Origin of the sequence: Rhizobium sp. CB3090 (genome assembly GCF_029714285.1) — a bacterium.
Taxonomy (GTDB): Bacteria; Pseudomonadota; Alphaproteobacteria; order Rhizobiales; family Rhizobiaceae; genus Rhizobium.
This window is the reverse complement of sequence record NZ_CP121663.1, coordinates 661,455-685,065: the sequence shown is the minus strand read 5'-3', so window position 1 is coordinate 685,065 and position 23,611 is coordinate 661,455. Positions and strand designations below refer to the sequence as shown.

Below are 23,611 nucleotides of genomic sequence, written 5' to 3'. Positions count from 1 at the left end.
TGTTGATGGAAGTTCGCGTTCAAAATCTGCGCAAGGAATTCGGTCGCTTTCCCGCGCTGCATAACGTCTCTCTGGATATCCGCTCCAGCGAGCTTATCGCACTCCTTGGCCCTTCCGGCTCAGGCAAGACGACGCTGTTGCGTTTGATTGCCGGATTGGAGTCGCCGACCGAGGGTCGGATTTTTTTCGGTGATGAAGATGCGTCGAAGAAGACGGTACAGCAGCGCAATATCGGCTTCGTGTTTCAGCACTATGCGCTGTTCCGCCATATGACGGTATTGGACAATATCGGCTTCGGACTGAAGGTACGGACGGCGTCACGCCGCCCTCCCCGTGCCGAAATCCATCGCCGCGCCCTCGAGCTGCTGGAACTGGTGCAACTAAGCGGCCTCGAAAAGCGCTATCCGGCGCAGTTGTCCGGCGGTCAGCGGCAGCGCGTGGCGCTCGCGCGCGCCATGGCGGTCGAGCCGAACGTGCTGCTCCTGGATGAACCCTTCGGTGCGCTCGACGCGCAGGTCCGCAAAGACCTGCGCAAGTGGCTGCGCGAAATCCATGATCGCACCGGCCACACCACCGTTTTCGTCACCCACGATCAGGAAGAGGCGCTGGAACTGGCCGACCGTGTCGTCGTGCTAAACAAGGGCGCGATCGAGCAGGTCGGGACGCCGGATGAGATCTACGACACGCCGAACTCGCCCTTCGTCTATGGCTTCATCGGCCAGTCCAACCGCGTGCAGGTACGCATTTCCAATGGCGAAATCTGGTTCGATGATCGACCTCTCGGACTCAGCGCATCGCGCGAGCCCGATGGCGTGGCCTATCTCCATTTCCGGCCCCACGATATCGAGCTTCGTGATGGCGATGGTGGCTGCATCGCCGGACTGTTGACTGCCAGCCGCCGCGTTGCCGGTACTCGTCATCTCGAATTGAACATCGGCACCCAGCACGAGACCATCGAAATCGAGCTGCCGCCGGACAAAGCCGGCGCGCTCGACCGCAACCGCATCGCTTTCAGGCCGACGCGTTGGAGACTGTTTCGGAACGGCGACTGAGGCTTCGTGAGCGGATCGCCGTCTCGGCCCTTGCGGACCCCTTCAGTGCTTAATCTTCCGGATGGCCGGCTGCCGCAAAGCCGCCGCCCTGATAGATGACGGCCGGATCATTCGGGTCTTCCGGCACGGCATTCGCAAGAACTTCCGCGCGCCACGGCGAGGAACTGTCCTGTGGTTTCCAACCAAGGAAGGCGGCGTTGCGGTTGTCCCACCATTGTTCGTCGTTATCGGAGGCGCCGTAGACGATTGTGTGTCCGAGCCGAGGAGCCTCGAAGGCGCGGCCGCAGAGCGTCATCAGATCGCGGGCGCTGAACCATGTCGCCAGCATGCGCGGATTGCGTGGTTCGGGAAAGCAGGAACCGATGCGCACGGACAAGGTCTCCTGTCCGAACTTATCGAAATAGAGGCTCGCCAAGGCTTCGCCGTAGACCTTCGAGACCCCATAGAGCGAATCCGGGCGGGTCGGCACGGCGTTGTCGATGCGCTCATCACGGCGATAATAACCGATCGTATGGTTAGAGCTCGCAAAGACGATGCGCGGCTTGCCGGCGGCGCGGGCGGCTTCATAGAGATTGTAGAGGCCGACGATGTTGCCCTGCAGGATCAGATCGAAAGGCTTTTCCACGGAGATGCCGCCGAGATGGATAATGCCGTCGACGCCTTTGACTAGTGCCTCGACGCCGCCGCGATCGGCAAGATCGCAGGCGACGAAGCGCTCGTTCGGGCGCAAATCGTCAACAGGCGCAATATCCGAAAGCACGACCGTCTCGGCGATCTGCGAAAGAAGCGGTCTCAGTGCTTGGCCGACGCCGCCGGCAGCACCGGTCATCAACAGAGTTTTCAGCATGGTTTTCTCCCATATCGGTATCTTCGGCGCAGAACTTATAATATAGGCTTCCGTTCGTCATCATATATCTGTAGTCTCCATGTTGGAAACTTCGGGACGCTGGAATGCCGCACAATATAGTGATCAAGACAATGGAGCGTAGCGAACGGCCGGCGGGCCGGCGTAATCTCGTTGATATCGTCGGCCAGAAACTGCGCGAGGAGATTCTTGGCGGGATTTTGAAGCCTGGTGAAAAATTGCCGAGCGAAAGCGGCCTCACGGACCGATACAAAGTCAGCCGCACCGTTATCCGCGAAGCGATTGCCTCTATGCGCGCCGATGGTCTTGTCGAGGTGCGTCACGGCGTCGGCGTCTTCGTCCGTCACGCGCCCCCCTTCCCCATCGCAGGCTTACTGAACACCGATTCAGGTCGGATTTCCTCCATCATCGAAATGCTGGAATTGCGTGCTGCCGTGGAAACCGAGGCCGCCGGCCTTGCCGCCGCTCGGCGTTCGCCGGCGCAGGATGAGGCGATCATGGAGCGTTTCGAAGATATCGATCGCGCCATTGAGCGGGGAATCGCAACATCGGAGGTCGATTTCGAGTTTCATCTCGCCATTGCCGACGCCACCAACAATCCGCGTTTCCGCGAGTTTCTGGAGTTGACCGGCAAGCGAGCGATTCCCCGCTCCTTCCTGCAGGACCAGCCGGACGAAATCGCATCCGCCGATTATCTGGCGCGGATCCAGACAGAGCACCGGCGCATCGCTGAAGCCATATCGGATCGCGATGAACACGGCGCGCGAGAGGCCATGCGGCTGCATTTGAAAGGCAGTCAGCAGCGGTATCGCAGCCTTATCCGGAAAGGATCTTGAATCTAGATATATGATAAGAGATTGACTGTTATCATATGTCCTCTATGTTCGCATCAACTCGTTTGGAATTTGGAGAATCGTCGTGTCCATGGACCCGTTAGCTCTCAAGACCGCGCTTGGCGCCGGGCTCTTGTCTTTTCCCGTGACGCCGTTCGGCAAGGACGGCAGTTTCAATCGAGCTGCCTATAGCGATCATGTCGGCTGGCTTTCGGGCTTCAAGGCAAGCGTGCTTTTCGCCGCCGGCGGCACCGGCGAATTCTTCTCGCTGGCACCGGATGAAATCCCGGCGATCGTCAGCGCCGCAAAGGCGGCCGCGGGCGATACCCCGATTGTCGCGGGTTGCGGTTATGGCACGCGCATCGCCGTTCAGATCGCCCAGTCGGCGGAAAAAGCTGGTGCCGACGGCATCCTGCTTCTGCCGCATTACCTGATCGATGCGCCGCAGGACGGTATGTTTCAGCATATCAAAGCGGTCTGCGATGCCGTTTCGATCGGCGTCATGGTCTATAATCGCGATAACTCCATCCTGACGGCCGAAACGCTTGCGCGGCTCTGCGATGCCTGCCCGAACCTCGTCGGTTTCAAAGACGGCTCCGGCGATATCGGTCTGGTGCGCAAGATCACGGCAACGATGGGCGATCGGCTGACCTATCTCGGCGGCATGCCGACGGCGGAGCTCTTCGCCGACGCCTATCTCGGTGCAGGTGTCACGACCTACTCCTCGGCGGTCTTCAACTTCGTGCCGGCCTTGGCGCAGAATTTCTATAAGGCGCTGCGCGCCGGCGACACGGCGACGACCAACAAGCTGCTGGTCGATTTCTTCTATCCCTTCATGAGCATCCGCAACCGTCAGAAGGGTTATGCCGTGTCGGCCATCAAGGCCGGCGTCCGGTTGCTTGGTTTCGACGCCGGCTCGGTGCGCCCGCCGCTGACCGACCTCACCGAACAGGAAGTCGCCATGCTCGATGATCTTATCAGGCCATACCGCCCATGAAAATCTCCGCTGTTCACACCCATTTGCTCGACCACAAGCTGGATCATGCCTTCGAAAGCGCTTCCATGCGCTTCGACCGCCGCCAGCACTGCCTCGTCGAAATCGTCTGTGATGACGGCACCATCGGCTGGGGCGAATGCCTTGGCCCCGCCGGCCCCAACGCCGCGGTCGTGAAAGCCTACACCCCTCGCCTTCTCGGCCGCGATCCCCGTGATACGGAAGTGATCTGGCTCGAACTTTACAATCTCTTACGTGACCAAGGCCAGCGTGGCCTGACGGTGACAGCACTCAGCGGCATCGACATTGCGCTCTGGGATATCAAGGGCAAGCACCATGGCACCTCGGTGTCGCGGCTGCTCGGTGGCCGCTTCCGCGAGGATGTGAAGGCCTACGCGACCGGCTCCTTCCGCAAGGATGGCGTCGACCCGGTTTCCGATATCGCCGCCGAAACCGCCGCCTATGTCGCCCAAGGGTTCCATGCGGTGAAGATCAAGATCGGCTTCGATGTCGAAGAGGATATCGCCGTTATCCGCGCCGTACGCGAGGCGATCGGTCCGAATATCCGGCTGATGATCGATGCCAATCACGGCTATGATGCGCTGGAAGCCTGCACGGTCGGCAATGCCGTTGCGAAATACGGCGTCGATTGGTTCGAGGAGCCGGTCATTCCGGAGCAGCTCAGCGCCTATCGCGCGGTGCGCGCCGGCCAGCCGATCCCTGTCGCCGGCGGGGAGACCTGGCATGGCCGCTTCGGCATGCGCGAGCCGTTGGAAACCCGTGCCGTCGATATCATCCAGCCCGATATTTGCGGCACCGGCGGCTTCAGCGAAATGCGCAGGATCGCCGATATGGCTGCTATCAATGGCGTTCGTCTCGTGCCGCATGTCTGGGGGACGGGCGTTGCTATCGCTGCCGGTCTGCAGTTCATCGCCGCCCTGCCCCCGGACCCGCCACGCCGCAACGGCCGGCCGCCGATCCTGGAATTCGACCGCACGCACAATCCCTTCCGCCAGGCCATACTCACAAAACCGCTGGATCATGTGAACGGCGTCGTCGCCATTCCCGACGGTCCAGGGCTCGGTATCGAGATCAACCGCGACGCGCTGGAGCAGTACCGGCTCAAGGATTGAGACGGCATGTCCGAGATCCCTACAATATATATGCCGGCTGAGCGTGAACTTCCTTAATGACTTGACGCACCTCCGTCTGCTGCTCGACAACCATTGTGACATTGATGGTCGAGCATCTGACGTATCGCCGGAAGGCCAAGTCGTGTTCGTTTTGGCTTTGCGGGTTGTTGCCTGGGCAACCTGCTTGGTCATGCCAGGAGGAACAGTCTATGGGTCACTCTGCGCTCCTGTTGGATTGCCGTCAGCGGCAATAGCGCGTTTCTCTCACGACCAGCCGGCCGTGATGGTGAAACGCGACCCTCCTGGTCATGCAGTGGCCATGACGGTAGCCATCCCAGTCGCGATACATGGTTCGATAGCGATAGCGATAACGGTCGCCGTAATAGCGATCGCCGTAGTGATAGTAGTAGGGATTGTAATGGCGATAGCCATAGCCATCGTCGGTGGTGATCGTCACGGACTGAGCGTAAGTAGGCAGTGCTGTTGCCGTCAGTGCGCCCATTGCGACAAGGCATGAGATAAGAAGTCTCTTCATTGTACTTCTCCATAAGGGACGCAGTTTCGGCGCTCGGCGCCCTTAGGCGCCGAGATCACTGTGCCCGGGTTGTCGGAAATGATCGGAGAGTGCTGCGCACTCTCCGGGTACGTCACTCGAGAATCTCGACGACCCTGCGCGAGCGTGGCTCGACGATGACGCGTTCGTGGTTGACCACAGCGTATGCATATCTGCGGTTATGCGGAACAGGCGTTAGCACAACCGAAGAAGGCAACGTACGGCCAACTACAACCTTTTGCCGGACGACAACCGTATCATCCGGTATCGGCTGCTCCTGCACATAGGTGACGACCCTCTGCGGCGGCGGATCGATAGCCGTGCCGACAACGGCGCCTGCGACGCCGCCGACGGCGGCTCCGACCGGGCCGCCTACGATCGCTCCCGTCACGGCCCCGCCTGCGGCGCCGTTAACGGTCGAAGATTGGGCAAAGGCATACCCGCTCGCCAAAGCAAGGGAGATGGCTGCGATACCAAAGACTCTCGTTTTCATCAGAATCTCCTTTGGTTTCCAGTTTGTCCGCGGGTAACGGAACTGTAGGTAAACAGCGCGGCTGTTGCGCTTGTTCCTTTTTTGAGGCTTCGGTCGGGAAGTGGCTGGACTTTGGTCTGACCGAGATCAGACGAAAGTCTGGGCGATAGCGGGCATAGGCTTGCTTAAGCCAGCACCGCCGCGTGCACGCCACGCAAGCGGGCGGCATTTAAACAGACGCAACTCTCTGACTTTAGGCTACTTTTTACTTTCAATAGCTTGCCTTGAAAGCGGCGCGCTCCAACGCGGTTTCAGTGCGCGCGTCCATTTCCGCCCGCAAGGCTTCCAGGTTGACCGCGGCTTTGATCGGCAGGTGATCCGAAGCGACACGCGCCAATGGAGAGTCATGAACCTCCACCGTCGAGATCAGACCGCGGCGATTGGCCATGATGCGGTCCAGCGCCAGCAGCGGCAGGGTGGAAGGAAAGCTCGGCACAGCCGGCGGCAGCGGGCCGAAGGCAGCCTGAAAGGTGTTGAGCGACGAACGGTCACCGAGCCGCCATTCGTTGAGATCGCCGAGGAGGATGGTCGGTGTGTCATTCTCGGTGCTCATCAGGTCGACGATCAAACGTGCCTGCTGGGCACGCGAACTGTGCAGCAATCCGAGATGGGCGGCGATGATCCTCAGCGCGCCGCCGCGAGCCAGTTCGATTTCGGCGAGCAGCGCACCGCGCGGCTCGAGCCCCGGCAGGTTGATCTGGTGCACATCGCGCACCGTGCCCTGCTTGAACAGCACGACATTGCCATGCCAGCCATGCGCCTTGGTCGTGCCGACAACGGGCACGGGAATAAGGCCGGTCTCTCGCTCGAGCCGCCGTAGGTCGAGCAGACCGGTGCGCTCGCCGAACCGGGTATCGGCCTCCTGCAGGCCAATGACGTCGGCATCGATTTCATGGATAACCCGGCTGATCCGCTCCGGGTCGAAGCGGCGATCGGCGCCGACGCATTTGTGGACATTATAGGAGGCGATCAATGTGCCTTCCGGACGGGTTCGCTCGCCGACATGCGCCGTCCGCAACTTCTTTCTGTTCTTTAAGCTCTCGAAAATGCTTGCACGGAGACTTTCGTTCTTTTTCCGCATCTGTCCGTCGACCATTTCCGTTGTCAAAGCCTGCCGAACTGCCCCTTCGGGAGTATAGGGAGTGATTGCCGGCCTTGTCATGTAAAAAGGCTTGTCTGTAGAAAGACGGTCTGAGCCCTTTTGTTCAGAGATAAGGTGAACCGAGCCATAGGATCTTTTCGATCAGGCGGACGATGAAAGGGCGTGCATGAAGCTTGCCGAGCTCGACCGGGATTGCCGTTTCGAGGACGGCCTCAATACGCGCATCGATCGCGCCGGCGAAGCCGCGGTCCATGACCTCCAGATCGACTTCGAAATTCAGCCGCAGAGAGCGCGGATCCAGATTGGAAGAGCCGACATAGGCCCAGGTGCCATCGATCGTCAGCAGTTTCGAATGGTTGAAAGGGCCGTCGGCGCGCCAGATGCGGCAATAATCCTTCAGCATCTGATCGAACTGCGCGGTCATAGCACGGTCGACAAGCAGGAGATTGTTGGCGGCAGGCACGATGACATCCACGTCGACGCCGCGTCTCGCCGCCGTCACCAGCGCGCTGATCAACTCGCGATCGGGCAGGAAATAGGGCGACATGATGCGGATGGAGGTGCGGGCGACAGAAAATGCGCCGATCAGCATCTTATGGTTCGTCTCGACGCTGCGGTCGGGTCCGGAGGCGATCACACGCATGAAGACCGGCGCGCCGGGTTCGTTCGCCGGTGTCCCAATCCGCCAGTGATCGCCGCTCAGCGCTTCGCCTGTGGCAAAACGCCAGTCTTCGGCGGCGGTGTTGAAGAGATCGGCGACGGCGGGACCGGTGACGCAGAAATGGGTATCGCGGGCGCAGTGATCGCTGGCGAATTCCCGGGTAAAACCCTGGCGGATATTCATTCCGCCGGTAAAGGCAATGCGGCCGTCGACAGCCAGAATCTTGCGGTGGGTGCGCAGGTTGGCATAAGGCAGCCTGAGCCCGATGATCACATTGCCGTTGAAGACGTCCACCTGCACGCCGCCTTCTCTCAGATAGCCCATGATGCTCGGCACCGAATAGCGGGCGCCGACGGCGTCGATCAGCACGCGCACGCTGACGTCACGCTTGACGGCCGCAATCAGCGAGTCTGCTATGCGAAGGCCGATCGGATCGCGATCGAAAATATAGGTTTCCAGCAGGATGCTGCGTTCGGCGCCATCGATGGCGGCTTTCATTGCAGCATAGGCCACATCGCCGCTCTCCAGCATTTCAATGGTATTGCCGGTGCTCATCGGATAGCGCGCCACGCGGTCGCCAAGCGTCTTCATAGAACCGAAGCGCTCGCCAAAAATTCTGCGCACGACATCACCCTGGGCGTCGAAGCTGGCGAGCGCGCCCGAGGCGTCCTTCTGGAACAAGACGTTGCGCTGCGAGCTCAGCGATGCCCGGCGGATGCGGTTAATACCGGCAACGGCATAGAGCACGGCCCCAACGATGGGCGACAGGATGATGACGCCGACCCAGCCGATCGCCGCGCGAACCTCCTCTTTCGTCATCGCCGCATGAATGGCAGCTACCGCCCCCATGGCAATGGAGAGGACAGCGAGGATTTGGCCCCAATGGGCAATCACCAGATCGAACATGGCGGGAGTATAACTTTGCCCGTGAAAGCTGCAATCGACTGCAGGCTCTATTTCCGGTCCCTTCGACGGAAGGCCCTGCGAAAAGGCCGTGTATTAGAAGTTTTAAATTGAATGACGAGCGCACTGTCGCCATATTGACGTTCGGTCGCTTCGCTGTCGTCCAACACGATACACCAGCTTTTTTCATGCGAAGCACCTGCCGCAGGCTGAGCATGGGAACAGGGAGAGTTTCTTCATGGCCCCCTCAGCGCCTGCTCGTGAAGGCATAAAAGCCCGCGTTTAGAGAGCGGGCGTTTTCATCAATCATGTTCAATGATGCAAACGGAGAACGGCAATGTTGGAACCCCGGGACGAATGGATCAAGAAGCGCGCCTACGCCATATGGGAGGAAGAAGGGTATCCTTCCGGCCGTGATACGGTTCATTGGGAGCAGGCGAGCAGCGAGCGCATCGCGCTTGAGAAAAAGGCCGGCAAGAAAGAGAAGGTGGACGCTAAGCCCAAGACAGACGCCAAACCCAAGGCAAAGGGCAAGGTGGCCGCTGTCATGGCTGCGGCCGTTACCGGCGCGTCCACAAAGGCCGCGACGAAACGGACGTCAAAAAAGGCGGCCGACGCGAAGATTTGATGTAAACTTCGCGGTTCATGATATAGCCGAAGACATTAACGGCCTGGCTTAATTACCAGGCCGTTGTCTTATGGTGCCACATTGCCAAAATTTCCCAAGGATTCCGGTAAATTACGCCTACCGCGGGAATAGATGTCACATATCCATGATACTTGGCGAAAAGGGAGCTTCGCCATGTGCAACAACTATGTGAACCGCGTTGAAGTCTTTGCTCTGGGGGTCGCCGGGGCAGGCTGCTGCTTCGCGGCTATACCGATGTAATCCATGCTATCGCTCCTCATTCTCGCCACCCTTTATCTCTTTGCGGCGCTGGTTCTGATCCTCATCATCGACCGTTCCGTCGGCATCATGTTCCCCGCATCGGCCGATGATGCGGACACGGCAGCTGCGCAGCCACTTCCGGATATTTCGAACTAGTCGCCGTGTTCCGCTGAACCGGAACTTTTTCCACGGCGCTGGGTTGGCTTTCTCATAGGCAACGAGGAGAAAGATCATGCCACGAGGAGACAAATCCGCATATACCGACAAGCAGAAGCGCAAGGCTGAACATATCGAGGAAGGCTATGAAAGCCGCGGCGTTTCCGAAGAAGAAGCCGAACGTCGTGCTTGGGCGACCGTGAACAAGGAAAGCGGCGGCGGTAAAAAATCTGGCTCCGGCCGAGGTCATCGCGAAAACCATGCATCCTCTGAAAAAGGCGGACGCATCGGAGGCAAAGCATCCGCGAGCCGCTCTGCGAGCGAACGCTCCGCATCGGCAAAGAAGGCCGCCGCAACCCGCAAACGCAATGAACAGCGCGCTCATCACTGATGTCATATTTGAGGAAAGGAGCCCCGCTATGGCCCGGTCCCAAAAGAAGAAATGGTCACATGAGGTAACCGAGAACAGCGATGCCTTGGATTTGAAAGAGGGCATCTTCAAATCGCGCGATCCTAAGGCTGTTGCCGACTCTCTTAAGCATTCCGCTGAGGCGAGCGATCGCCGCAAGTCCAGCCCCTTCCGTTCCGCCATGTCGATGCTAAATTTCTACATCAATCGCGCCGGCAGCCATCTCAGCAAGCGGCAGAAAAAAACCCTCGAAGCCGCGAAGGATGAACTGCGTAAGGATTTTGGCCGCGAACCGAAATAGATAGGCTAAGGACGGAAGGATTTTTGAATGCCCTATGAGCTTTATTATTGGGACGGCATCCAGGGCCGTGGCGAGTTCGTACGTTTGGCGCTCGAGGAAGCCGGCGCCGACTATGTCGACGTCAGCCGCGGTCCGGCGAGCGAAGGCCAAGGCATTCACGCGATGATGGCGGTGATGAAGAGCAAGTCGGAGGCGCATATCCCGTTTGCTCCGCCTTTCCTGAAAGACGGCGATCTCATCATCTCCCATGTCGCCAACATCTTGATGTATCTCGGGCCGAAACTTGGTCTGACGCCGGAGGATCAGGGCGCGCGCCATGTCGTGCATGGACTGCAGCTCACGATTACCGATCTTGTTGCCGAAGTGCACGACACGCATCACCCCATCGCCACCTCGAAATATTACGAGGAGCAGAAGGAGGAGGCCAAAGCGCGTGCGGCTGAGTTCATCGATAACCGCGTGCCGAAATTCCTCGGCTATTTCGAACGCGTCCTGCGGCACAACCCAAAAGGGCCGGCGCACATATTCGGCGATCGGCTCACCTATGTCGATCTGTCACTGTTCCAGGTGTTCGACGGCCTGCGTTACGCCTTTCCGCGCGCCACGGCGCATCTGGCCACCCAATATCCGCATCTGGCGGCTCTGCATGACGCTGTCGCGAGACGACCGAACATCGCCCGCTATCTCAAATCCGAACGCCGCATTCCCTTCAACGAAGATGGTATCTTCCGGAACTATCCCGAGTTGGATAAGAATGGGGCATGAGCGAAGCAACATTGCTGCCCTTGTTCCTGCCGGTCTGCTGGGGCATATGGGCACTGATCTGGTTCATCGCATCGTTCCGGGTCAAAAAGACGACGCGGAGCGAGGATGCGTTGTCGCGGCTGTCGAATACGGCACCAATCTGGATCGGGGCTTTTTTGCTGGCGGTGCGGCCATCCTGGCTCGGTCCGTTGTCGTTCCAGCTCGTCCCGCAAAATCTGACCTATTATGGCATCGGCGCCGCCTTGACCATCATCGGCCTCGCCTTCGCTGTTTGGGCGCGTTACCACATCGGCCGTAATTGGAGTGGCGTAATCACCGTCAAGGAAGATCATGCGCTGATCCGCACCGGCCCCTACGCCATCGTTCGCCATCCGATCTATTCCGGCTTGCTGCTTGCTGTCATCGGCTTTGCGCTCGCCCGCGGCCACATCGGCGCGATGCTCGCGACTGCGTTCATGCTCTATGCCGTTCTGCGCCGGGTTGGCATCGAAGAGCGCTGGATGGGCGAGACATTCGGCCAGGCCTATGCCGATTACAAAACCAAGACGCCAGCGCTGGTGCCGTTCGTTGCTTAAGCCACCTTGAAGAAATCGGCCTATGGGTCGGCAAAGCGCCCTTTGAGCCGTGAAGTCGCTTTTTACCGAATGAAGACGGAATTGCCCGGCCCAGGGAGCCGATTGCAAGGCCGGCATTATGGCATGAGCTGGCCGCCGTTGACCTCGATGACCTGCCCGGTAATATAGCCGGAAAGGGTCGACGAAGCCAAAAAGAGGTAAGCGCCCACGCAATCTTCCGAAGTGCCCACAAAGCCCATCGGGATGGTCTTGCGCTGCAATTCCATCTGTTCCTCGTTGGTGTAGCGCTCATGGAAAGGCGTGGCGATGACGCCCGGCGCCACGGCATTGACGCGGATATTGTCGCCGACGAACTCCTTGGCATGTCCGTGAGTAATCGTCGAAACGAAGCCTTTGGATGCCGCATAGAGGATCGCGCCGTTGCCGCCGCCATTGCGGGCGGCAATCGAGGTGGTGTTGATGATAAAGCCACCCTGCTTCTTGAGATAAGGATATGCGGCGCGGGTCGCGGCAAGGACCGAGCGGGCGTTGAGGTTCATCACGCGCTCATAATGTTCGTCGGTCATCGCCGAAGTCGGCACGCGGCCGAGCATGCCGCCGGCATTGTTCACCAGGCCGTCGAGGCCGCCGAACGCTTCCGCCGTCTCATTGACGACGCGCTCGGTCTCGCCATCCTGCGAAACATCACCCTGGACCAGATGCACATGGCCGCCCCCGGCGGTGATCTCCGCGGCCAACTTTTCGGCAGGCGCACGGCTGGCGTTGAAATGGATGCCTACCTTCATCCCCTGCTGAGCAAAAGCCCGGGCGACAGCCGCGCCGATGCCCGTGGATGCACCTGATATCAGCACCCGTTTGCCGGCGAGATCGGGAATACGGATGGACGCGAGTAGTTGCGCGAGTTCTGCCATGACGACTCCTCCACACTGTCAAAAAGATAAAGAACGAAAACAATGGGCATTGGTAATATCATTGGCGACCGCGAACAGGCAATGCATTCGGCGCAAACAAAAAGCGGACGACAGGGCAAATGCCCTGCCGCCCGCCGTCAAATTCCCGTGATGCCTCAGACCCGCTCGAGCGCGATCGCGATGCCCTGACCGACGCCGATGCACATGGTCGAGAGCGAGTAGCGCCCGCCGGTCTCCTTCAGTTCCAGCGCCGCCGTGCCGGTGATACGGGCGCCGGACATGCCGAGCGGATGGCCAAGCGCGATGGCGCCGCCATTGCAATTGACGCGGGCATCGTCGTCGGCAATGCCGAGTTCGCGCAGCACGGCAAGGCCTTGCGAGGCAAAGGCTTCGTTGAGCTCGATGACATCGAACTGCTCTTGTTTCAGGCCGAGGCGGGCCATCAGCTTGCGGGATGCGGGCACCGGGCCAATGCCCATGATGCGCGGCGGAACACCAGCAGCAGCCCCGCCGAGGATGCGGGCGATCGGCGTCAGACCGTATTTCTTCACGGCCGCTTCCGAGGCGACAATCAGCGCCGCGGCGCCGTCGTTGACGCCGGAGGCATTGCCGGCGGTCACCGTACCACCCTCCTTTTTGAAGGGCGTGCCGAGCTTTGCCAGCGCCTCCATCGTCGTTGCGCGCGGATGTTCGTCCTTGCCGACAACGATCGCATCGCCCTTGCGCTGTGGAATGGTGACCGCCGTGATTTCCTTGGCGAGACGGCCATTTTCCTGCGCGGCCGCCGCTTTCGCCTGCGAACGAACCGCGAAAGCATCCTGATCCTCACGGCTGACCTTATAATCCTCCGCGACGTTCTCACCTGTTTCCGGCATGGAATCAACGTCGTATTGCTTTTTCATGAGAGGATTGATGAAGCGCCAGCCGATGGTAGTATCGTAGATTTCGGCATTGCGGGAAAAGGCGCTCTCGGCCTTTGGAATGACGAAGGGTGCGCGCGACATGCTCTCGACACCGCCGGCGATGATCAGCTCTGCTTCGCCGGCGCGAATGGCACGAGCCGCGGTGATGACGGCGTCCATGCCGGAGCCGCACAGGCGATTGATCGTCGTGCCCGGAACGGAAACCCGCAAGCCGGCAAGCAACGCCACCATGCGGGCGACGTTTCTATTATCTTCCCCGGCCTGGTTGGCACAGCCGTAGATCACGTCGTCGACCGCTTCCCAATCGATGGAACCATTGCGCGCGATCAGCGCCTTCAGCGGCACCGCACCAAGATCGTCGGCGCGGACGGAGGAGAGCGAACCGCCGAAACGGCCGATCGGCGTGCGGACATAGTCACAGATATAGGCTTCGGTCATCAGGCTGCCTCATGTGCTTTCTTGGTGCGCGCATCGATGTCGCGCAGAACGGAAAGTTCGGTTTCGGTGGGCGCCGGTGTCTCGATCACCGCATCGGCAAACTTGAGTGCCCAGCCGCAATTCTCCGAAATCTGCTCGCGAGTGACACCCTTGTGGATCGACACGACGGTCAACTCCTTGGTCACCGGATCAGGCTCGAGAACGCAGAGATCGGTGATAACCCGAGTAGGACCTTTCGTCTTCAAGCCAAGCCGTTCGCGATGGTTGCCGCCTTGGCCATGGCCCATAGAGGTGATGAAGGGCAGCTTTTCGACAAAACCACGCTTGGAAAGCGCCATGGTGATGAAGATCTGGCCGCAATTGCTGGCGATTTCCGGCGCGCCGCCGCCACCGGGCAAGCGAACCTTCGGGTGGTCGTAAGGACCGACGACCGTGGTATTCAGATTGGCGAACCGGTCGATCTGCGCGCCGCCCAAAAAGCCCGTCGTGATGCGTCCGCCCTGCAGCCAATAGCGGAACATCTCCGGCACCGAGACGGTGAAGAGCGCGGTATCGCAGAGCTCGCCGTCGCCGATCGACAGCGGCAGCACATCCGGTTTGGTGCCGACAGTGCCGCTTTCATAGATGAGCGTAATGTCGGGCGCATGCGTCAGGCGCGCGACGTTGCAGGCAGCCGACGGTGCGCCGATGCCGACGAAGCAGACATCGTCATTGGTGAGCGCGCGGGCGGCGGCGATCGTCATCATTTCCGTGGGGGTGAAATCCGTCATCTGGGCCTCCTCACGCCGCATTCTTTTTTGCATATTTGGCAAAGTCTTCCGGCCGAGCCTCCATGACATTCGCCTTGATCCAGGCCCGGAAGCTGTCGCGATCGCGGGCGATTTCATCCCAGGCGATATAGAAGGCGTTGGAGCGAGCGTAGTAACCCTGCGCATAGGAGGGGAAGGCGCCGCCCGGCACAAGCGCGACCACGGTTACCGCCCAGGTCGGCAGCACGGCGGAATTCGGCGATGGCGGGTTCAGTTCCTCGACGATCTCCTCGACGGTGACGATCGAGCGCTTGGCGGCAAGTACCGCCTCCTTCTGGACGCCGACAATACCTTCGAGCAGAACATTGCCCTTCCGGTCGGCGCGCAGCGCGTGAATGATGGTGACATCCGGCCGGATCGCGGGAACGGCGGCGAGCACCTCGCCGGTGAAAGGGCAGGTCACGCTTTTGATGTTCGCATTGACCTTCGGCAGGTCGGCGCCGATATAGCCGCGCAGCATGGCGAAGGGCAGGTTTGCCGCGCCCGCCTCATAGGCGTTGGCCATGGCGGCATGCGAATGTTCCTCGATCTCCAAAGGCCGCGGCCATTGGTTTTCGACTGCGTCGCGGAAGCGATGCAGCGAGCCGACGCCGGGATTGCCGCCCCAGGAAAATTTCAGGCCGCGCGCGGCACCGACGCCGATCAACTGATCGTAAAGAATGTCCGGCGTCATACGGATCAGATAGAGATCCTTTTTGCCTTGGCGGATGACCTCATGCCCGGCGGCATAGGGAATCAGATGGGTAAATCCTTCCATGGCGACGGTATCACCATCCCGCACATTTTCCGCCACCGCTTCCGAAAGCGATACGATCCTCGCCATAAGACCTCCCAAGTAATTTACCTTCTCCCGCGGGGAGAAGGTCGCGCGGTACGCGCGGGTTGAGGGGGCGTTTCAGGGGAGAGACTGCTTTCGCTTGCCGCTCAAGGCCCGCGTCGCCAAAGCGCCGCGGCCCCCTCATCCGCCCTTCGGGCACCTTCTCCCCGGCGAGGAGAAGGAGATATCGAATTCGCCGTCGAATAAACGCTTCAATCTTAAAATGGTCAATTCGTTTTGTGCGATATTTGACTTTTGTTCGTATATCGCACAAAATGCCTAAGCTTGAGAGAAGACCATGCGAGAAACGGATTTTGTAAGCGGCTTTGCCAAAGGATTGAAAACAATTGAAGCTTTTGGCGAAACTCGTCAAAGACTGTCGATCGCCGAGGCTTCGAAGTTGACTGGGCTCGACCGCGCTACAGTGCGCCGCTCATTGTTGACGCTCGCCGAACTCGGCTATGCCGAATATGACGGAAAATTCTTCACGCTGACGCCGAAGATCCTCCGGCTTGGCCATGCTTACCTTTCGGCCACGCCGCTGCCGACGATCATCCAGCCCTATCTCGACCAGCTTTCGGAGCGCGCCGGTCACAACGCTTCGGCGTCGGTCCTGGACGGCACCGAGATCGTTTATATTGCTAGAGCGTCACAGCGCCGGGTGATGTCGATCAATCTCACTCCTGGCAGCCGCCTGCCCGCCTATTGCGCCTCCATGGGGCGAGTCCTATTGAGCGCCTTGCCGGAAAACGAGGCGCGCGCCGTGCTCGCCCGCTCGGAGATCAAGGCCAACACGCCGAACACCAAGACGGATACTGAAATGTTGATGGCTGAGTTTCGCCAGGTAAAGGCACAGGGCTATGCCGTCATCGACCAGGAGCTGGAAATCGGCCTCTGCTCCATCGCCGTTCCAGTGGAGAACGATCGCGGGCAGGTGGCTGCGGCCATCAATATCGGCGCACCGGCCGCCTATGTTGCCGCCGCCGATATGGCCGAACGCTATCTGCCGCTGCTGCGGGAAACGCAGAAGATGTTGCGGCTGGTTCTGCGGTAGGTGTTACATCCCAAGCTTAGCGCGTTCGGCAATGCGCCAGGCACGCGGCGTTTCACCGGTCTGTTTCAGGAAGAAGCGCGAGAAGTAGGTGGGATCGGTAAAGCCCAGGCGATAGCTGACCTCCTGCACGCTGCCCAGTGTGAAGACCAGTTCGCGCTTGGCCTCGTCGACCAGCTTGCGAGCGATCAACTCATGGGCACCATGGCCGGTTTTGGCGTGTACGATGCGGTTCAGATGTGTCGGTGAGATGCCAAGCGCTTCGGCGTAAAAGGCGGCGGGCTCATGCGAGCGGAAATGCCGCTGGATGAGGTCATACAGCATCTCCATCCGCCGCTCGCCTTCATCGGACGCACCCTGCCCTTCGCCTCCCTCCTGGGAAAGGCGAGCGGTCAGAAGCAGCGCCGAGGTCAGATAGGCTTCGAGCAGGTCATTGCGGCCACTGCTGCGATTGGCGAACTCGCCGCCAAGCCGCTTCAAGGTTTCGGCAACGTAAGCTGCGTGCTGGTCATTGATGTTGAGCCGGGTCAGATGCGGTACCCCCAGCCATTCGCCAAGCCGGCTGCGATCACCGGGCGCTGCCTTGAGATGCGAGATCAGGACGGTGATGACGAAGCCGTCGATATCCCTGGAAAAACGGAAACCGTGGCTGAGGCGCGGCGGGATGGTAATGACAGCCGGCGGCACGATGGTGTGGCTTTCGCCATCAAAAATCGCATCGCCGGACCCGGCATCTATGTACAGGATCTGAAAGAAACGCTCGTGGCGATGCGGTCGGATTTCCCAATGGTGCAGGCTGCTGCGCGACGGTATAGTTTCGCAATGCAGCCAGAAATCCGACTTTTTGCCGATGTTTTCGCCGTAGAGTTCATAGGTCGGCACCGATCTCGACATGGCTTCCTCCCTCCACCATGTTCGATTTGTGCAATTTCTTGGGCGAAATGTCCATTGTTGGCACTCTTTGCACCGCGCAGAATTGGAAAAAAGACGAAGCGCGGGAGGAGATCATGCGCACTCAGGTGGCCATTATCGGTTCGGGTCCGTCCGGCCTGCTCCTTGGCCAATTGCTGACGGAGGCCGGCATCGACAATGTTATCCTCGATCGCGTCGGCAAGGACCATATCCTCGGCCGCGTCCGTGCCGGCGTTCTGGAGGAAGGCACGGTGGCGCTGATGGACAAGGCAAAATCCGGCGCGCGTTTGCATGCCGAAGGCCTGCCGCATGACGGCTTCTCATTGGCCTTTGACGGGCGCGATCACCGTATCGATCTCCATGGCCTCACCAGCGGCAAACGCGTCACGGTTTACGGGCAGACGGAACTCACCCGCGACTTGATGGTCCATCGCGAACAGAACGGTGCCCCGACGATCTACGATGCGTCCAATGTTGAGCCCCATGATTTCGATGGAAGTGCGCCTCATATTACATATGAGAAAGATGGTGTAAGCCACCATATTGATTGCCACTTTATCGCTGGCTGCGATGGCTTTCATGGCGCGAGCCGCAAGTCGGTTCCGCAAAAGTCGATCCGCAGCTTCGAGAAAATCTATCCCTTTGGCTGGCTCGGCCTGCTCGCCGACGTTCCGCCGGTCAATCCAGAGCTGATCTACGCCAACCATCCGCGTGGTTTTGCACTCTGTTCGATGCGGTCGATGACGCGCAGCCGCTATTACATCCAATGCCCGCTCGATGAGAAGATCGAAAACTGGAACGATGATCGCTTCTGGGACGAACTGCGCCGTCGCCTGCCGGCGCATCATGCCGAAGCGCTGATCACCGGGCCTTCATTCGAAAAATCCATCGCGCCGTTGCGCTCCTTCGTCGCCGAGCCCATGCGCTTCGGCCGTCTGTTTCTCGTCGGCGACGCGGCCCATATCGTCCCGCCGACCGGCGCCAAGGGACTGAATCTTGCAGCAAGCGATGTGCATTATCTCTTCTCAGGCCTTGCCGAACATTATCAGGATCGGTCGAACGCCGGCCTCGACGCCTATTCCGCCCACGCGCTCGCCCGCGTCTGGAAGGCCGTGCGCTTCTCGTGGTGGATGACGACGATGATGCATCGTTTCCCCGACACCAGCGATTTCGACCAGAAGATCCAGGAGGCGGAGCTGGACTATCTCACCCATTCCCGCGCCGCTTCGACCGCTCTTGCGGAAAACTATGTCGGTCTACCCTATTAGCCCTTTTTTGCCACCTCGCTTGCCGCCTCACGGATCGTCTGCATCAGGATCGACAGCGGCATGGTGGGGATGGCGTCGGTGCGCATGGTGAGCCCGACGGGGCCTCTGGTTTCGCTGGTGTCGATCGGCAGCAGACTGAGCAAGCCGTCCTCGACGTCGCCGGCGACGACTCCGGTCGAGATGATCCAGACGGCATCGCTCGATCGCACGAAGGCGCGGCCGAAGGAATCCGATACGGTCTCAATCTGGTTCGGCAGGTTGGCGACGCCATTGGCGATCAGGAAGCTCTCGACGAAAGGCCGGATGATCGAGCCCCGCGTCGGCATCAGGATCGTGTATTTGCCGAGATTGGAAAACAGCGATTGTTTCGCCGCAAGCAGCGGATGCCCTGCCCGCACCACGAAAACCACCTGCTCGGAATAAAGATGCTCAAAGGAAAAGCCGGCCATCTTGTCAGGACCGGCCAGACGGCCGACGACGAGATCGAGATCGCCGACACGGAGCTGCTCCAGCAACACTGCGTTTTCACCGGTGACGATCTTGATGCGGCTCCAAGTCTCCTCCTTCAGGAACAATTCCATCGCCCGCGGCATGATCCGCGTCGAAACGGTTGGTAAGGCGCCAATCCGGATCGGCGGCGCTTCGCCGGAACGTTCCTGCGACACGGAGTCGAAGCCATGCCTGAGTGCCGTCAGCGCCGCTCCGGTATGGCGCAGGAAGACCTCGCCGTAACGCGTAATCTTGATGCCGCGCCCGTCACGCTCGAAAACCGCGACGCCCAGAGCCTCTTCCAACTCGCGAATAGTCTTGGTCACCGCGGGCTGGCTGACATGCAGGAGTTCGGCGGCCTTGATCACGCTTTTCTGGCGTGCGACCTCGACAAAGGTCTGGAGATGGCGGAATTTGACGCGGGAGTCGATCACGGCTTTCATAACCTCGGAGTTATTGAAAAGCCAAGAAATATCATTTTACCTAACCAGATTAAACCTCCAATCTCGTTGCCGAGGAGATTTCCAGTGCAGTTTGCCCGCATCAACAATGTTACGATCCACTATCAGATCATCGGCGCTGCCGCCGATAAGCCGGTGCTTGTCTTCATCAATTCGCTCGGCACCGATTTCAGGATCTGGCGTGATGTGATCGTGCGGCTCGCGGGCGATTTCGCCATTGTACTCTATGACAAGCGCGGCCACGGCCTCTCCGATCTCGGCCAGATGCCCTATACGATGGAGGATCATGCCTCCGATCTCGCGGGGCTGCTGGATCTACTTGCGGTGAAAAATGCCGTCATCTGCGGTCTCTCGGTTGGCGGTCTGATTGCCCAGTCACTCTGTCAGAGGCGGCCCGATTTGGTACGGGCGCTGGTCCTTTGCGACACGGCCCACAAGATCGGAACCACCGAGAGTTGGAACAATCGCATCGCCAAGGTCGAGGCCGAGGGCATCGAGTCGATTGCCGACGGCATTCTCGAGCTCTGGTTCACGCCGGCTTTTCGTCGTCCTGAAAATACGGCTTTCGGCGGTTACCGCAACATGCTGATCCGCCAGCCGGTGGAAGGCTATGTTGCCACCTGCGCCGCTCTTAGCGACGCCGATTTCACCGAGGCGGCGAAGAGAATTTCAGTGCCGACCATCTGCATCGTCGGCGATCAGGACGGCTCGACCCCGCCGGAACTGGTGATGTCGACCGCCAAGCTCATTCCGAACGCGCGCTATGAAGTGATCAAGGATGCGGGACACATCCCCTGCGTCGAGCAGCCCGAAGCACTGACCGCCGTCATCCGCGCCTTCATCGATTTCGCCTTGCATGGAGAAAAAGCCCCATGAATGATCCCCTCGCTCCGTCCGAGCGCTATCTCCAGGGCATGGCGACGCGGCGCGCCGTTCTTGGCGATAGCCATGTCGACCGCGTCCAGTCAGGATCGACGGATTTCGACCGGCCGTTCCAGGATCTGATCACCGAGGCTGCCTGGGGGCATGTCTGGTCGCGCCCGACGCTGAGCAAGCGCGAGCGCTCGATCGTGACGATCGCGCTTTTGGCAGCGCTCGGGCAGGACGAGGAGGTGGCGATGCATGTTCGTGCCACGAGCAATACCGGCGCGACGCGTGATGACGTCTGCGAGGCGCTGTTGCACGTGGCGATCTATGCCGGCGTGCCGGCTGCCAATCACGCGATAAAGATCGCCAAACAGGTTTTCGAACAGATGGACGCCGATAAGGCGGCTTGAAACGAGGCAAATATGTCCGACAAAACCAACAGCAAACCGGAGACCGGCGCCTTTTTCGCCCGCGATCGTGCCTGGCATCCGCCGGCCTTCTCGCCCGGCTACAAGACCTCGGTTCTGCGCTCGCCGCAACGGGCGCTCCTGTCGCTGGACGGAACGATCTCCGAAATCACCGGTCCGGTATTTGGACATTCTATTCTCAGTGAACTGGACAACGATCTGATCCATAACTTCGCCAAGCCGGGCGAAAGCGCCATCGGCGAGCGCATTATCGTGCATGGCCGCGTGCTGGACGAGCGAGGCCGGCCGGTCCCAGGCGTGCTGGTCGAATTCTGGCAAGCCAATGCAGGCGGGCGCTATCGCCACAAGAAAGAGACCTATCTCGCTGCCATCGATCCGAATTTCGGCGGCTGCGGCCGCGCCATCACCGACGAGGACGGCCATTATGCCTTCCGCACGGTGCGTCCGGGCGCCTATCCCTGGCCCAACGGCGTCAACGACTGGCGGCCGGCGCATATTCATTTCTCGGTCTTCGGTCACGGTTTTGCGCAGCGGCTAATCACGCAGATGTATTTCGAGGGTGACCCGATGATCTGGAAATGTCCGATCGTCGGCACGATCCCGGATAAAGCCGCGATCGAGCAACTCATCGCGCCGCTCGACTGGGGCAATACGATCCCGATGGATGCCCGCGCCTATAAATTCGATATCGTACTGCGCGGCCGCCGCTCGACGCTGTTCGAAAACCGGTTGGAGGGCAACTGATGGTGCAGAAACTCGGCTACCTCAAGGAAACGCCGTCGCAGACGGCAGGTCCCTATGTCCATATCGGCCTCACCCCGAACTATTGTGAGATCGGTGGCGTCTATGACGCCGATCTCGGCGCGTCCATGGTCAATGACAAGACGCTCGGCGAGCGCATCACGGTCAAGGGCCGCATCATCGACGGTGCGGGTGCGCCGGTGAAGGATGCCGTCGTCGAAATCTGGCAGGCCGACAGCGCCGGACTTTACAACAGCCCTTCGGAAATGCGCGGCACCGCCGATCCGAATTTCGCCGGCTGGGGCCGCTGCCCAACCAATGCCGAAGATGGCGTCTTTAGTTTCGAGACGGTGAAGCCCGGTCGCGTCCCCTATAAGGACGGCCGACGGATGGCGCCGCATATCACCCTCTGGATCGTCGCACGCGGCATCAATATCGGATTGCATACGCGCATGTATTTTCCGGATGAGGCCGAGGGCAATGCGGAGGACCCCTTGCTTGCCAGGATCGAACATCGCGATCGCGTCGCTACCCTGATCGCCAGCCAGGAAGGGTCGGTCTATACGTTCGACGTGCATTTGCAGGGCGACAAGGAAACGGTTTTCCTCGATATATAGGCCATGAGCATTTCCGCCTTCGATCACCCGTTTCTCTCCGGCCTTCTTGGCGATGAGGAGGTCTCGGCATATTTTTCGGTGGAAGCCGATATCCGCGCCATGCTGAGATTCGAAGCGGCGCTCGCAAAAGCGGAGGCGCGCCACGGTGTCGTTCTGCAAGAGGCAGCGCAGCGGATCGCCGAGGTCTGTGCCACTTTCCAGCCCGATATTGCGAGCCTGAAGTCCGCAACAGCGATGGATGGCGTTGTCGTTCCGCATCTCGTGAAGCAATTGCGCAAAGCGGTTGGCGGCGAGGCTGCGCAGCATGTGCATTTCGGCGCCACCAGCCAGGATGTCATCGACAGCAGCTTGATGATGCGTCTGAAGGCGGTGGCCTTCCTGTTCACCGGCCGGCTCGTTGCCGTTACGGCGGCGCTTAGAAAACTCGACAAGCAATGCGGTCCGAATCGTCTGATGGCTCATACCCGTATGCAAGCAGCCATTCCGATCACCGTGTCCGACCGGCTGCGCACCTGGCGCGATCCGCTCGACAAGTACCGCGATCGGCTGACCCAGGAGACTTTTCCCATCCAGTTCGGTGGCGCGGTCGGCACGCTGGAAAAGTTGGGATCCAAGGCTGCGGCCGTTCGTGCCTCGCTGGCGCAGGAGCTTGACCTTATCGATGAGCCACAATGGCAAAGCCAGCGAGCCAAGATTGTCGAACTCGCCGGCCAATTCTCGCTGATTTCAGGCAGCCTCGGCAAGATCGGCCAGGATATTGCCCTTCTCGCGCAGGCTGGCGACGAAATCGAGCTCGCCGGCGGTGGCGGCTCTTCGACCATGCCGCACAAACAGAACCCCGTCGCGGCCGAGGCACTGGTATCGCTTGCCCGCTTCAATGCCGTCCAGCTTTCCGGCCTGCATCAATCGCTGGTGCATGAACAGGAACGCTCGGGCGCTGCCTGGACGCTCGAATGGCTTCTATTGCCGCCGATGGTGATAGCGACGGCCGCGTCGCTGCGATTGGCGTGTGAACTGATCGGCAATGTGAAGCGATTGGGAGTGGCTTCTTAGGCTGAAATCCAAGCGCTAAACATAACTTCCAAATTATGAATATGAACTTTTATTTCATTTTACATTACCATTTCACATGCCAGATTGGCAGTTACAGAGGTTG

28 protein-coding genes are annotated in these 23,611 nt (G+C 59.8%); 17 read left to right on the top strand and 11 right to left on the bottom strand.

Annotated features, from left to right (window positions below):
- Nucleotides 1-5 precede the first annotated feature (5 nt).
- Nucleotides 6-1,052 carry a sulfate/molybdate ABC transporter ATP-binding protein gene (locus tag QA646_RS21845; protein WP_283060336.1) on the top strand — a complete coding sequence of 349 codons (1,047 nt, stop codon included), beginning with the start codon at nucleotides 6-8 and terminating at the stop codon, nucleotides 1,050-1,052.
- Between the two features lie 49 nt (nucleotides 1,053-1,101).
- Here QA646_RS21845 and QA646_RS21840 read toward each other — a convergent pair whose 3' ends face one another.
- The gene (locus tag QA646_RS21840; protein ID WP_283060335.1) at nucleotides 1,102-1,899 is read right to left on the bottom strand and encodes an NAD(P)-dependent oxidoreductase; all 798 of its coding nucleotides are present in this window, start codon (nucleotides 1,897-1,899) and stop codon (nucleotides 1,102-1,104) included.
- A 104-nt stretch (nucleotides 1,900-2,003) separates the two neighbouring features.
- Between QA646_RS21840 and QA646_RS21835 the strand changes: the two genes are divergently transcribed.
- The 3 genes from QA646_RS21835 to QA646_RS21825 all read left to right on the top strand — a co-directional run bounded on the left by QA646_RS21835 (nucleotide 2,004) and on the right by QA646_RS21825 (nucleotide 4,877).
- The gene (locus QA646_RS21835; protein ID WP_283060334.1) at nucleotides 2,004-2,753 is read left to right on the top strand and encodes a FadR/GntR family transcriptional regulator; all 750 of its coding nucleotides are present in this window, start codon (nucleotides 2,004-2,006) and stop codon (nucleotides 2,751-2,753) included.
- Between the two features lie 88 nt (nucleotides 2,754-2,841).
- Entirely contained in the window at nucleotides 2,842-3,747 is a 906-nt protein-coding gene (gene kdgD / locus QA646_RS21830) for a 5-dehydro-4-deoxyglucarate dehydratase (RefSeq protein ID WP_283060333.1), read from the top strand.
- Nucleotides 3,744-4,877, top strand: coding sequence for a mandelate racemase/muconate lactonizing enzyme family protein (locus QA646_RS21825; protein WP_283060332.1), 1,134 nt, complete (start codon nucleotides 3,744-3,746; stop codon nucleotides 4,875-4,877). The genes kdgD and QA646_RS21825 overlap by 4 nt, the downstream gene beginning before the upstream one ends.
- A 241-nt stretch (nucleotides 4,878-5,118) precedes the next feature.
- Here the strand turns inward: QA646_RS21825 and QA646_RS21820 are convergent, their stop codons facing one another.
- From QA646_RS21820 to QA646_RS21805, 4 genes are all read right to left on the bottom strand, one after another.
- Complete coding sequence (locus tag QA646_RS21820; RefSeq protein WP_283060331.1) at nucleotides 5,119-5,412, bottom strand: hypothetical protein; 294 nt, start codon at nucleotides 5,410-5,412, stop codon at nucleotides 5,119-5,121.
- A 112-nt stretch (nucleotides 5,413-5,524) separates the two neighbouring features.
- Nucleotides 5,525-5,923 (bottom strand): DUF1236 domain-containing protein, encoded by a 399-nt coding sequence (locus tag QA646_RS21815; RefSeq protein WP_283060330.1) that lies wholly within the window; start codon nucleotides 5,921-5,923, stop codon nucleotides 5,525-5,527.
- A gap of 250 nt (nucleotides 5,924-6,173) precedes the next feature.
- Entirely contained in the window at nucleotides 6,174-7,043 is an 870-nt protein-coding gene (locus QA646_RS21810; protein WP_283060529.1) for an endonuclease/exonuclease/phosphatase family protein, read from the bottom strand.
- A gap of 124 nt (nucleotides 7,044-7,167) precedes the next feature.
- The gene (locus QA646_RS21805) at nucleotides 7,168-8,631 is read right to left on the bottom strand and encodes a phospholipase D-like domain-containing protein (RefSeq protein ID WP_283060329.1); all 1,464 of its coding nucleotides are present in this window, start codon (nucleotides 8,629-8,631) and stop codon (nucleotides 7,168-7,170) included.
- Between the two features lie 334 nt (nucleotides 8,632-8,965).
- Between QA646_RS21805 and QA646_RS21800 the strand changes: the two genes are divergently transcribed.
- The 6 genes from QA646_RS21800 (at nucleotide 8,966) to QA646_RS21775 (ending at nucleotide 11,723) form a co-directional block, all read left to right on the top strand.
- Nucleotides 8,966-9,256 carry a DUF2934 domain-containing protein gene (locus QA646_RS21800; RefSeq protein WP_283060328.1) on the top strand — a complete coding sequence of 97 codons (291 nt, stop codon included), beginning with the start codon at nucleotides 8,966-8,968 and terminating at the stop codon, nucleotides 9,254-9,256.
- Between the two features lie 264 nt (nucleotides 9,257-9,520).
- Nucleotides 9,521-9,673 (top strand): hypothetical protein, encoded by a 153-nt coding sequence (locus QA646_RS21795; protein ID WP_283060327.1) that lies wholly within the window; start codon nucleotides 9,521-9,523, stop codon nucleotides 9,671-9,673.
- Nucleotides 9,674-9,749: 76 nt separating this feature from the next.
- Complete coding sequence (locus tag QA646_RS21790) at nucleotides 9,750-10,064, top strand: plasmid stabilization protein (RefSeq protein ID WP_283060326.1); 315 nt, start codon at nucleotides 9,750-9,752, stop codon at nucleotides 10,062-10,064.
- A 28-nt stretch (nucleotides 10,065-10,092) separates the two neighbouring features.
- Entirely contained in the window at nucleotides 10,093-10,383 is a 291-nt protein-coding gene (locus QA646_RS21785; RefSeq protein WP_283060528.1) for a DUF3175 domain-containing protein, read from the top strand.
- Nucleotides 10,384-10,410: 27 nt separating this feature from the next.
- Entirely contained in the window at nucleotides 10,411-11,148 is a 738-nt protein-coding gene (locus QA646_RS21780) for a glutathione S-transferase (RefSeq protein ID WP_283060325.1), read from the top strand.
- Nucleotides 11,145-11,723 (top strand): isoprenylcysteine carboxylmethyltransferase family protein, encoded by a 579-nt coding sequence (locus tag QA646_RS21775; RefSeq protein ID WP_283060324.1) that lies wholly within the window; start codon nucleotides 11,145-11,147, stop codon nucleotides 11,721-11,723. Before QA646_RS21780 ends, QA646_RS21775 begins: the two co-directional genes overlap by 4 nt.
- Nucleotides 11,724-11,839: 116 nt before the next feature.
- On the opposite strand, the gene QA646_RS21770 is transcribed toward QA646_RS21775, so the two are convergent.
- The 4 genes from QA646_RS21770 to QA646_RS21755 form a co-directional block, all read right to left on the bottom strand.
- Nucleotides 11,840-12,634, bottom strand: coding sequence for an SDR family NAD(P)-dependent oxidoreductase (locus QA646_RS21770; RefSeq protein WP_283060323.1), 795 nt, complete (start codon nucleotides 12,632-12,634; stop codon nucleotides 11,840-11,842).
- 155 nt (nucleotides 12,635-12,789) lie between these two features.
- Nucleotides 12,790-13,995 carry a 3-oxoadipyl-CoA thiolase gene (gene pcaF, locus QA646_RS21765; RefSeq protein WP_283060322.1) on the bottom strand — a complete coding sequence of 402 codons (1,206 nt, stop codon included), beginning with the start codon at nucleotides 13,993-13,995 and terminating at the stop codon, nucleotides 12,790-12,792.
- The gene (locus QA646_RS21760) at nucleotides 13,995-14,765 is read right to left on the bottom strand and encodes a CoA-transferase subunit beta (RefSeq protein WP_283060321.1); all 771 of its coding nucleotides are present in this window, start codon (nucleotides 14,763-14,765) and stop codon (nucleotides 13,995-13,997) included. The genes pcaF and QA646_RS21760 overlap by 1 nt, the downstream gene beginning before the upstream one ends.
- A 10-nt stretch (nucleotides 14,766-14,775) precedes the next feature.
- On the bottom strand, nucleotides 14,776-15,627 hold the full coding sequence (locus QA646_RS21755) for a CoA transferase subunit A (RefSeq protein ID WP_283060320.1): 852 nt from the start codon (nucleotides 15,625-15,627) through the stop codon (nucleotides 14,776-14,778).
- 292 nt (nucleotides 15,628-15,919) lie between these two features.
- Between QA646_RS21755 and QA646_RS21750 the strand changes: the two genes are divergently transcribed.
- A complete protein-coding gene (locus QA646_RS21750; RefSeq protein WP_283060319.1) occupies nucleotides 15,920-16,675 on the top strand; it encodes an IclR family transcriptional regulator C-terminal domain-containing protein in 756 nt (251 codons plus the stop codon).
- A gap of 3 nt (nucleotides 16,676-16,678) precedes the next feature.
- On the opposite strand, the gene QA646_RS21745 is transcribed toward QA646_RS21750, so the two are convergent.
- Nucleotides 16,679-17,566: a helix-turn-helix domain-containing protein gene (locus QA646_RS21745; protein WP_283060318.1), complete on the bottom strand. Its 888-nt coding sequence runs from the start codon at nucleotides 17,564-17,566 to the stop codon at nucleotides 16,679-16,681.
- Between the two features lie 113 nt (nucleotides 17,567-17,679).
- On the opposite strand from QA646_RS21745, the gene pobA reads away from it, so the two are divergent.
- Nucleotides 17,680-18,852 (top strand): 4-hydroxybenzoate 3-monooxygenase, encoded by a 1,173-nt coding sequence (pobA, locus tag QA646_RS21740; RefSeq protein WP_283060317.1) that lies wholly within the window; start codon nucleotides 17,680-17,682, stop codon nucleotides 18,850-18,852.
- On the opposite strand, the gene pcaQ is transcribed toward pobA, so the two are convergent.
- On the bottom strand, nucleotides 18,849-19,775 hold the full coding sequence (gene pcaQ / locus QA646_RS21735; protein WP_283060316.1) for a pca operon transcription factor PcaQ: 927 nt from the start codon (nucleotides 19,773-19,775) through the stop codon (nucleotides 18,849-18,851). The genes pobA and pcaQ overlap by 4 nt on opposite strands.
- Nucleotides 19,776-19,868: 93 nt before the next feature.
- Here pcaQ and pcaD point away from each other — a divergent pair, with 93 nt between their 5' ends.
- Genes pcaD through QA646_RS21710 form a run of 5 tightly spaced genes read left to right on the top strand, consistent with a single transcriptional unit; the run spans nucleotide 19,869 to nucleotide 23,508 of the window.
- Nucleotides 19,869-20,678 carry a 3-oxoadipate enol-lactonase gene (gene pcaD / locus QA646_RS21730; protein WP_283060315.1) on the top strand — a complete coding sequence of 270 codons (810 nt, stop codon included), beginning with the start codon at nucleotides 19,869-19,871 and terminating at the stop codon, nucleotides 20,676-20,678.
- Nucleotides 20,675-21,079 (top strand): 4-carboxymuconolactone decarboxylase, encoded by a 405-nt coding sequence (gene pcaC / locus QA646_RS21725; protein WP_283060314.1) that lies wholly within the window; start codon nucleotides 20,675-20,677, stop codon nucleotides 21,077-21,079. Before pcaD ends, pcaC begins: the two co-directional genes overlap by 4 nt.
- Nucleotides 21,080-21,091: 12 nt before the next feature.
- On the top strand, nucleotides 21,092-21,841 hold the full coding sequence (gene pcaH / locus QA646_RS21720) for a protocatechuate 3,4-dioxygenase subunit beta (RefSeq protein WP_283060313.1): 750 nt from the start codon (nucleotides 21,092-21,094) through the stop codon (nucleotides 21,839-21,841).
- A 2-nt stretch (nucleotides 21,842-21,843) separates the two neighbouring features.
- Nucleotides 21,844-22,455 carry a protocatechuate 3,4-dioxygenase subunit alpha gene (pcaG, locus tag QA646_RS21715; RefSeq protein ID WP_283060527.1) on the top strand — a complete coding sequence of 204 codons (612 nt, stop codon included), beginning with the start codon at nucleotides 21,844-21,846 and terminating at the stop codon, nucleotides 22,453-22,455.
- 3 nt (nucleotides 22,456-22,458) lie between these two features.
- A complete protein-coding gene (locus QA646_RS21710) occupies nucleotides 22,459-23,508 on the top strand; it encodes a 3-carboxy-cis,cis-muconate cycloisomerase (protein WP_283060312.1) in 1,050 nt (349 codons plus the stop codon).
- Nucleotides 23,509-23,611 lie beyond the last annotated feature (103 nt).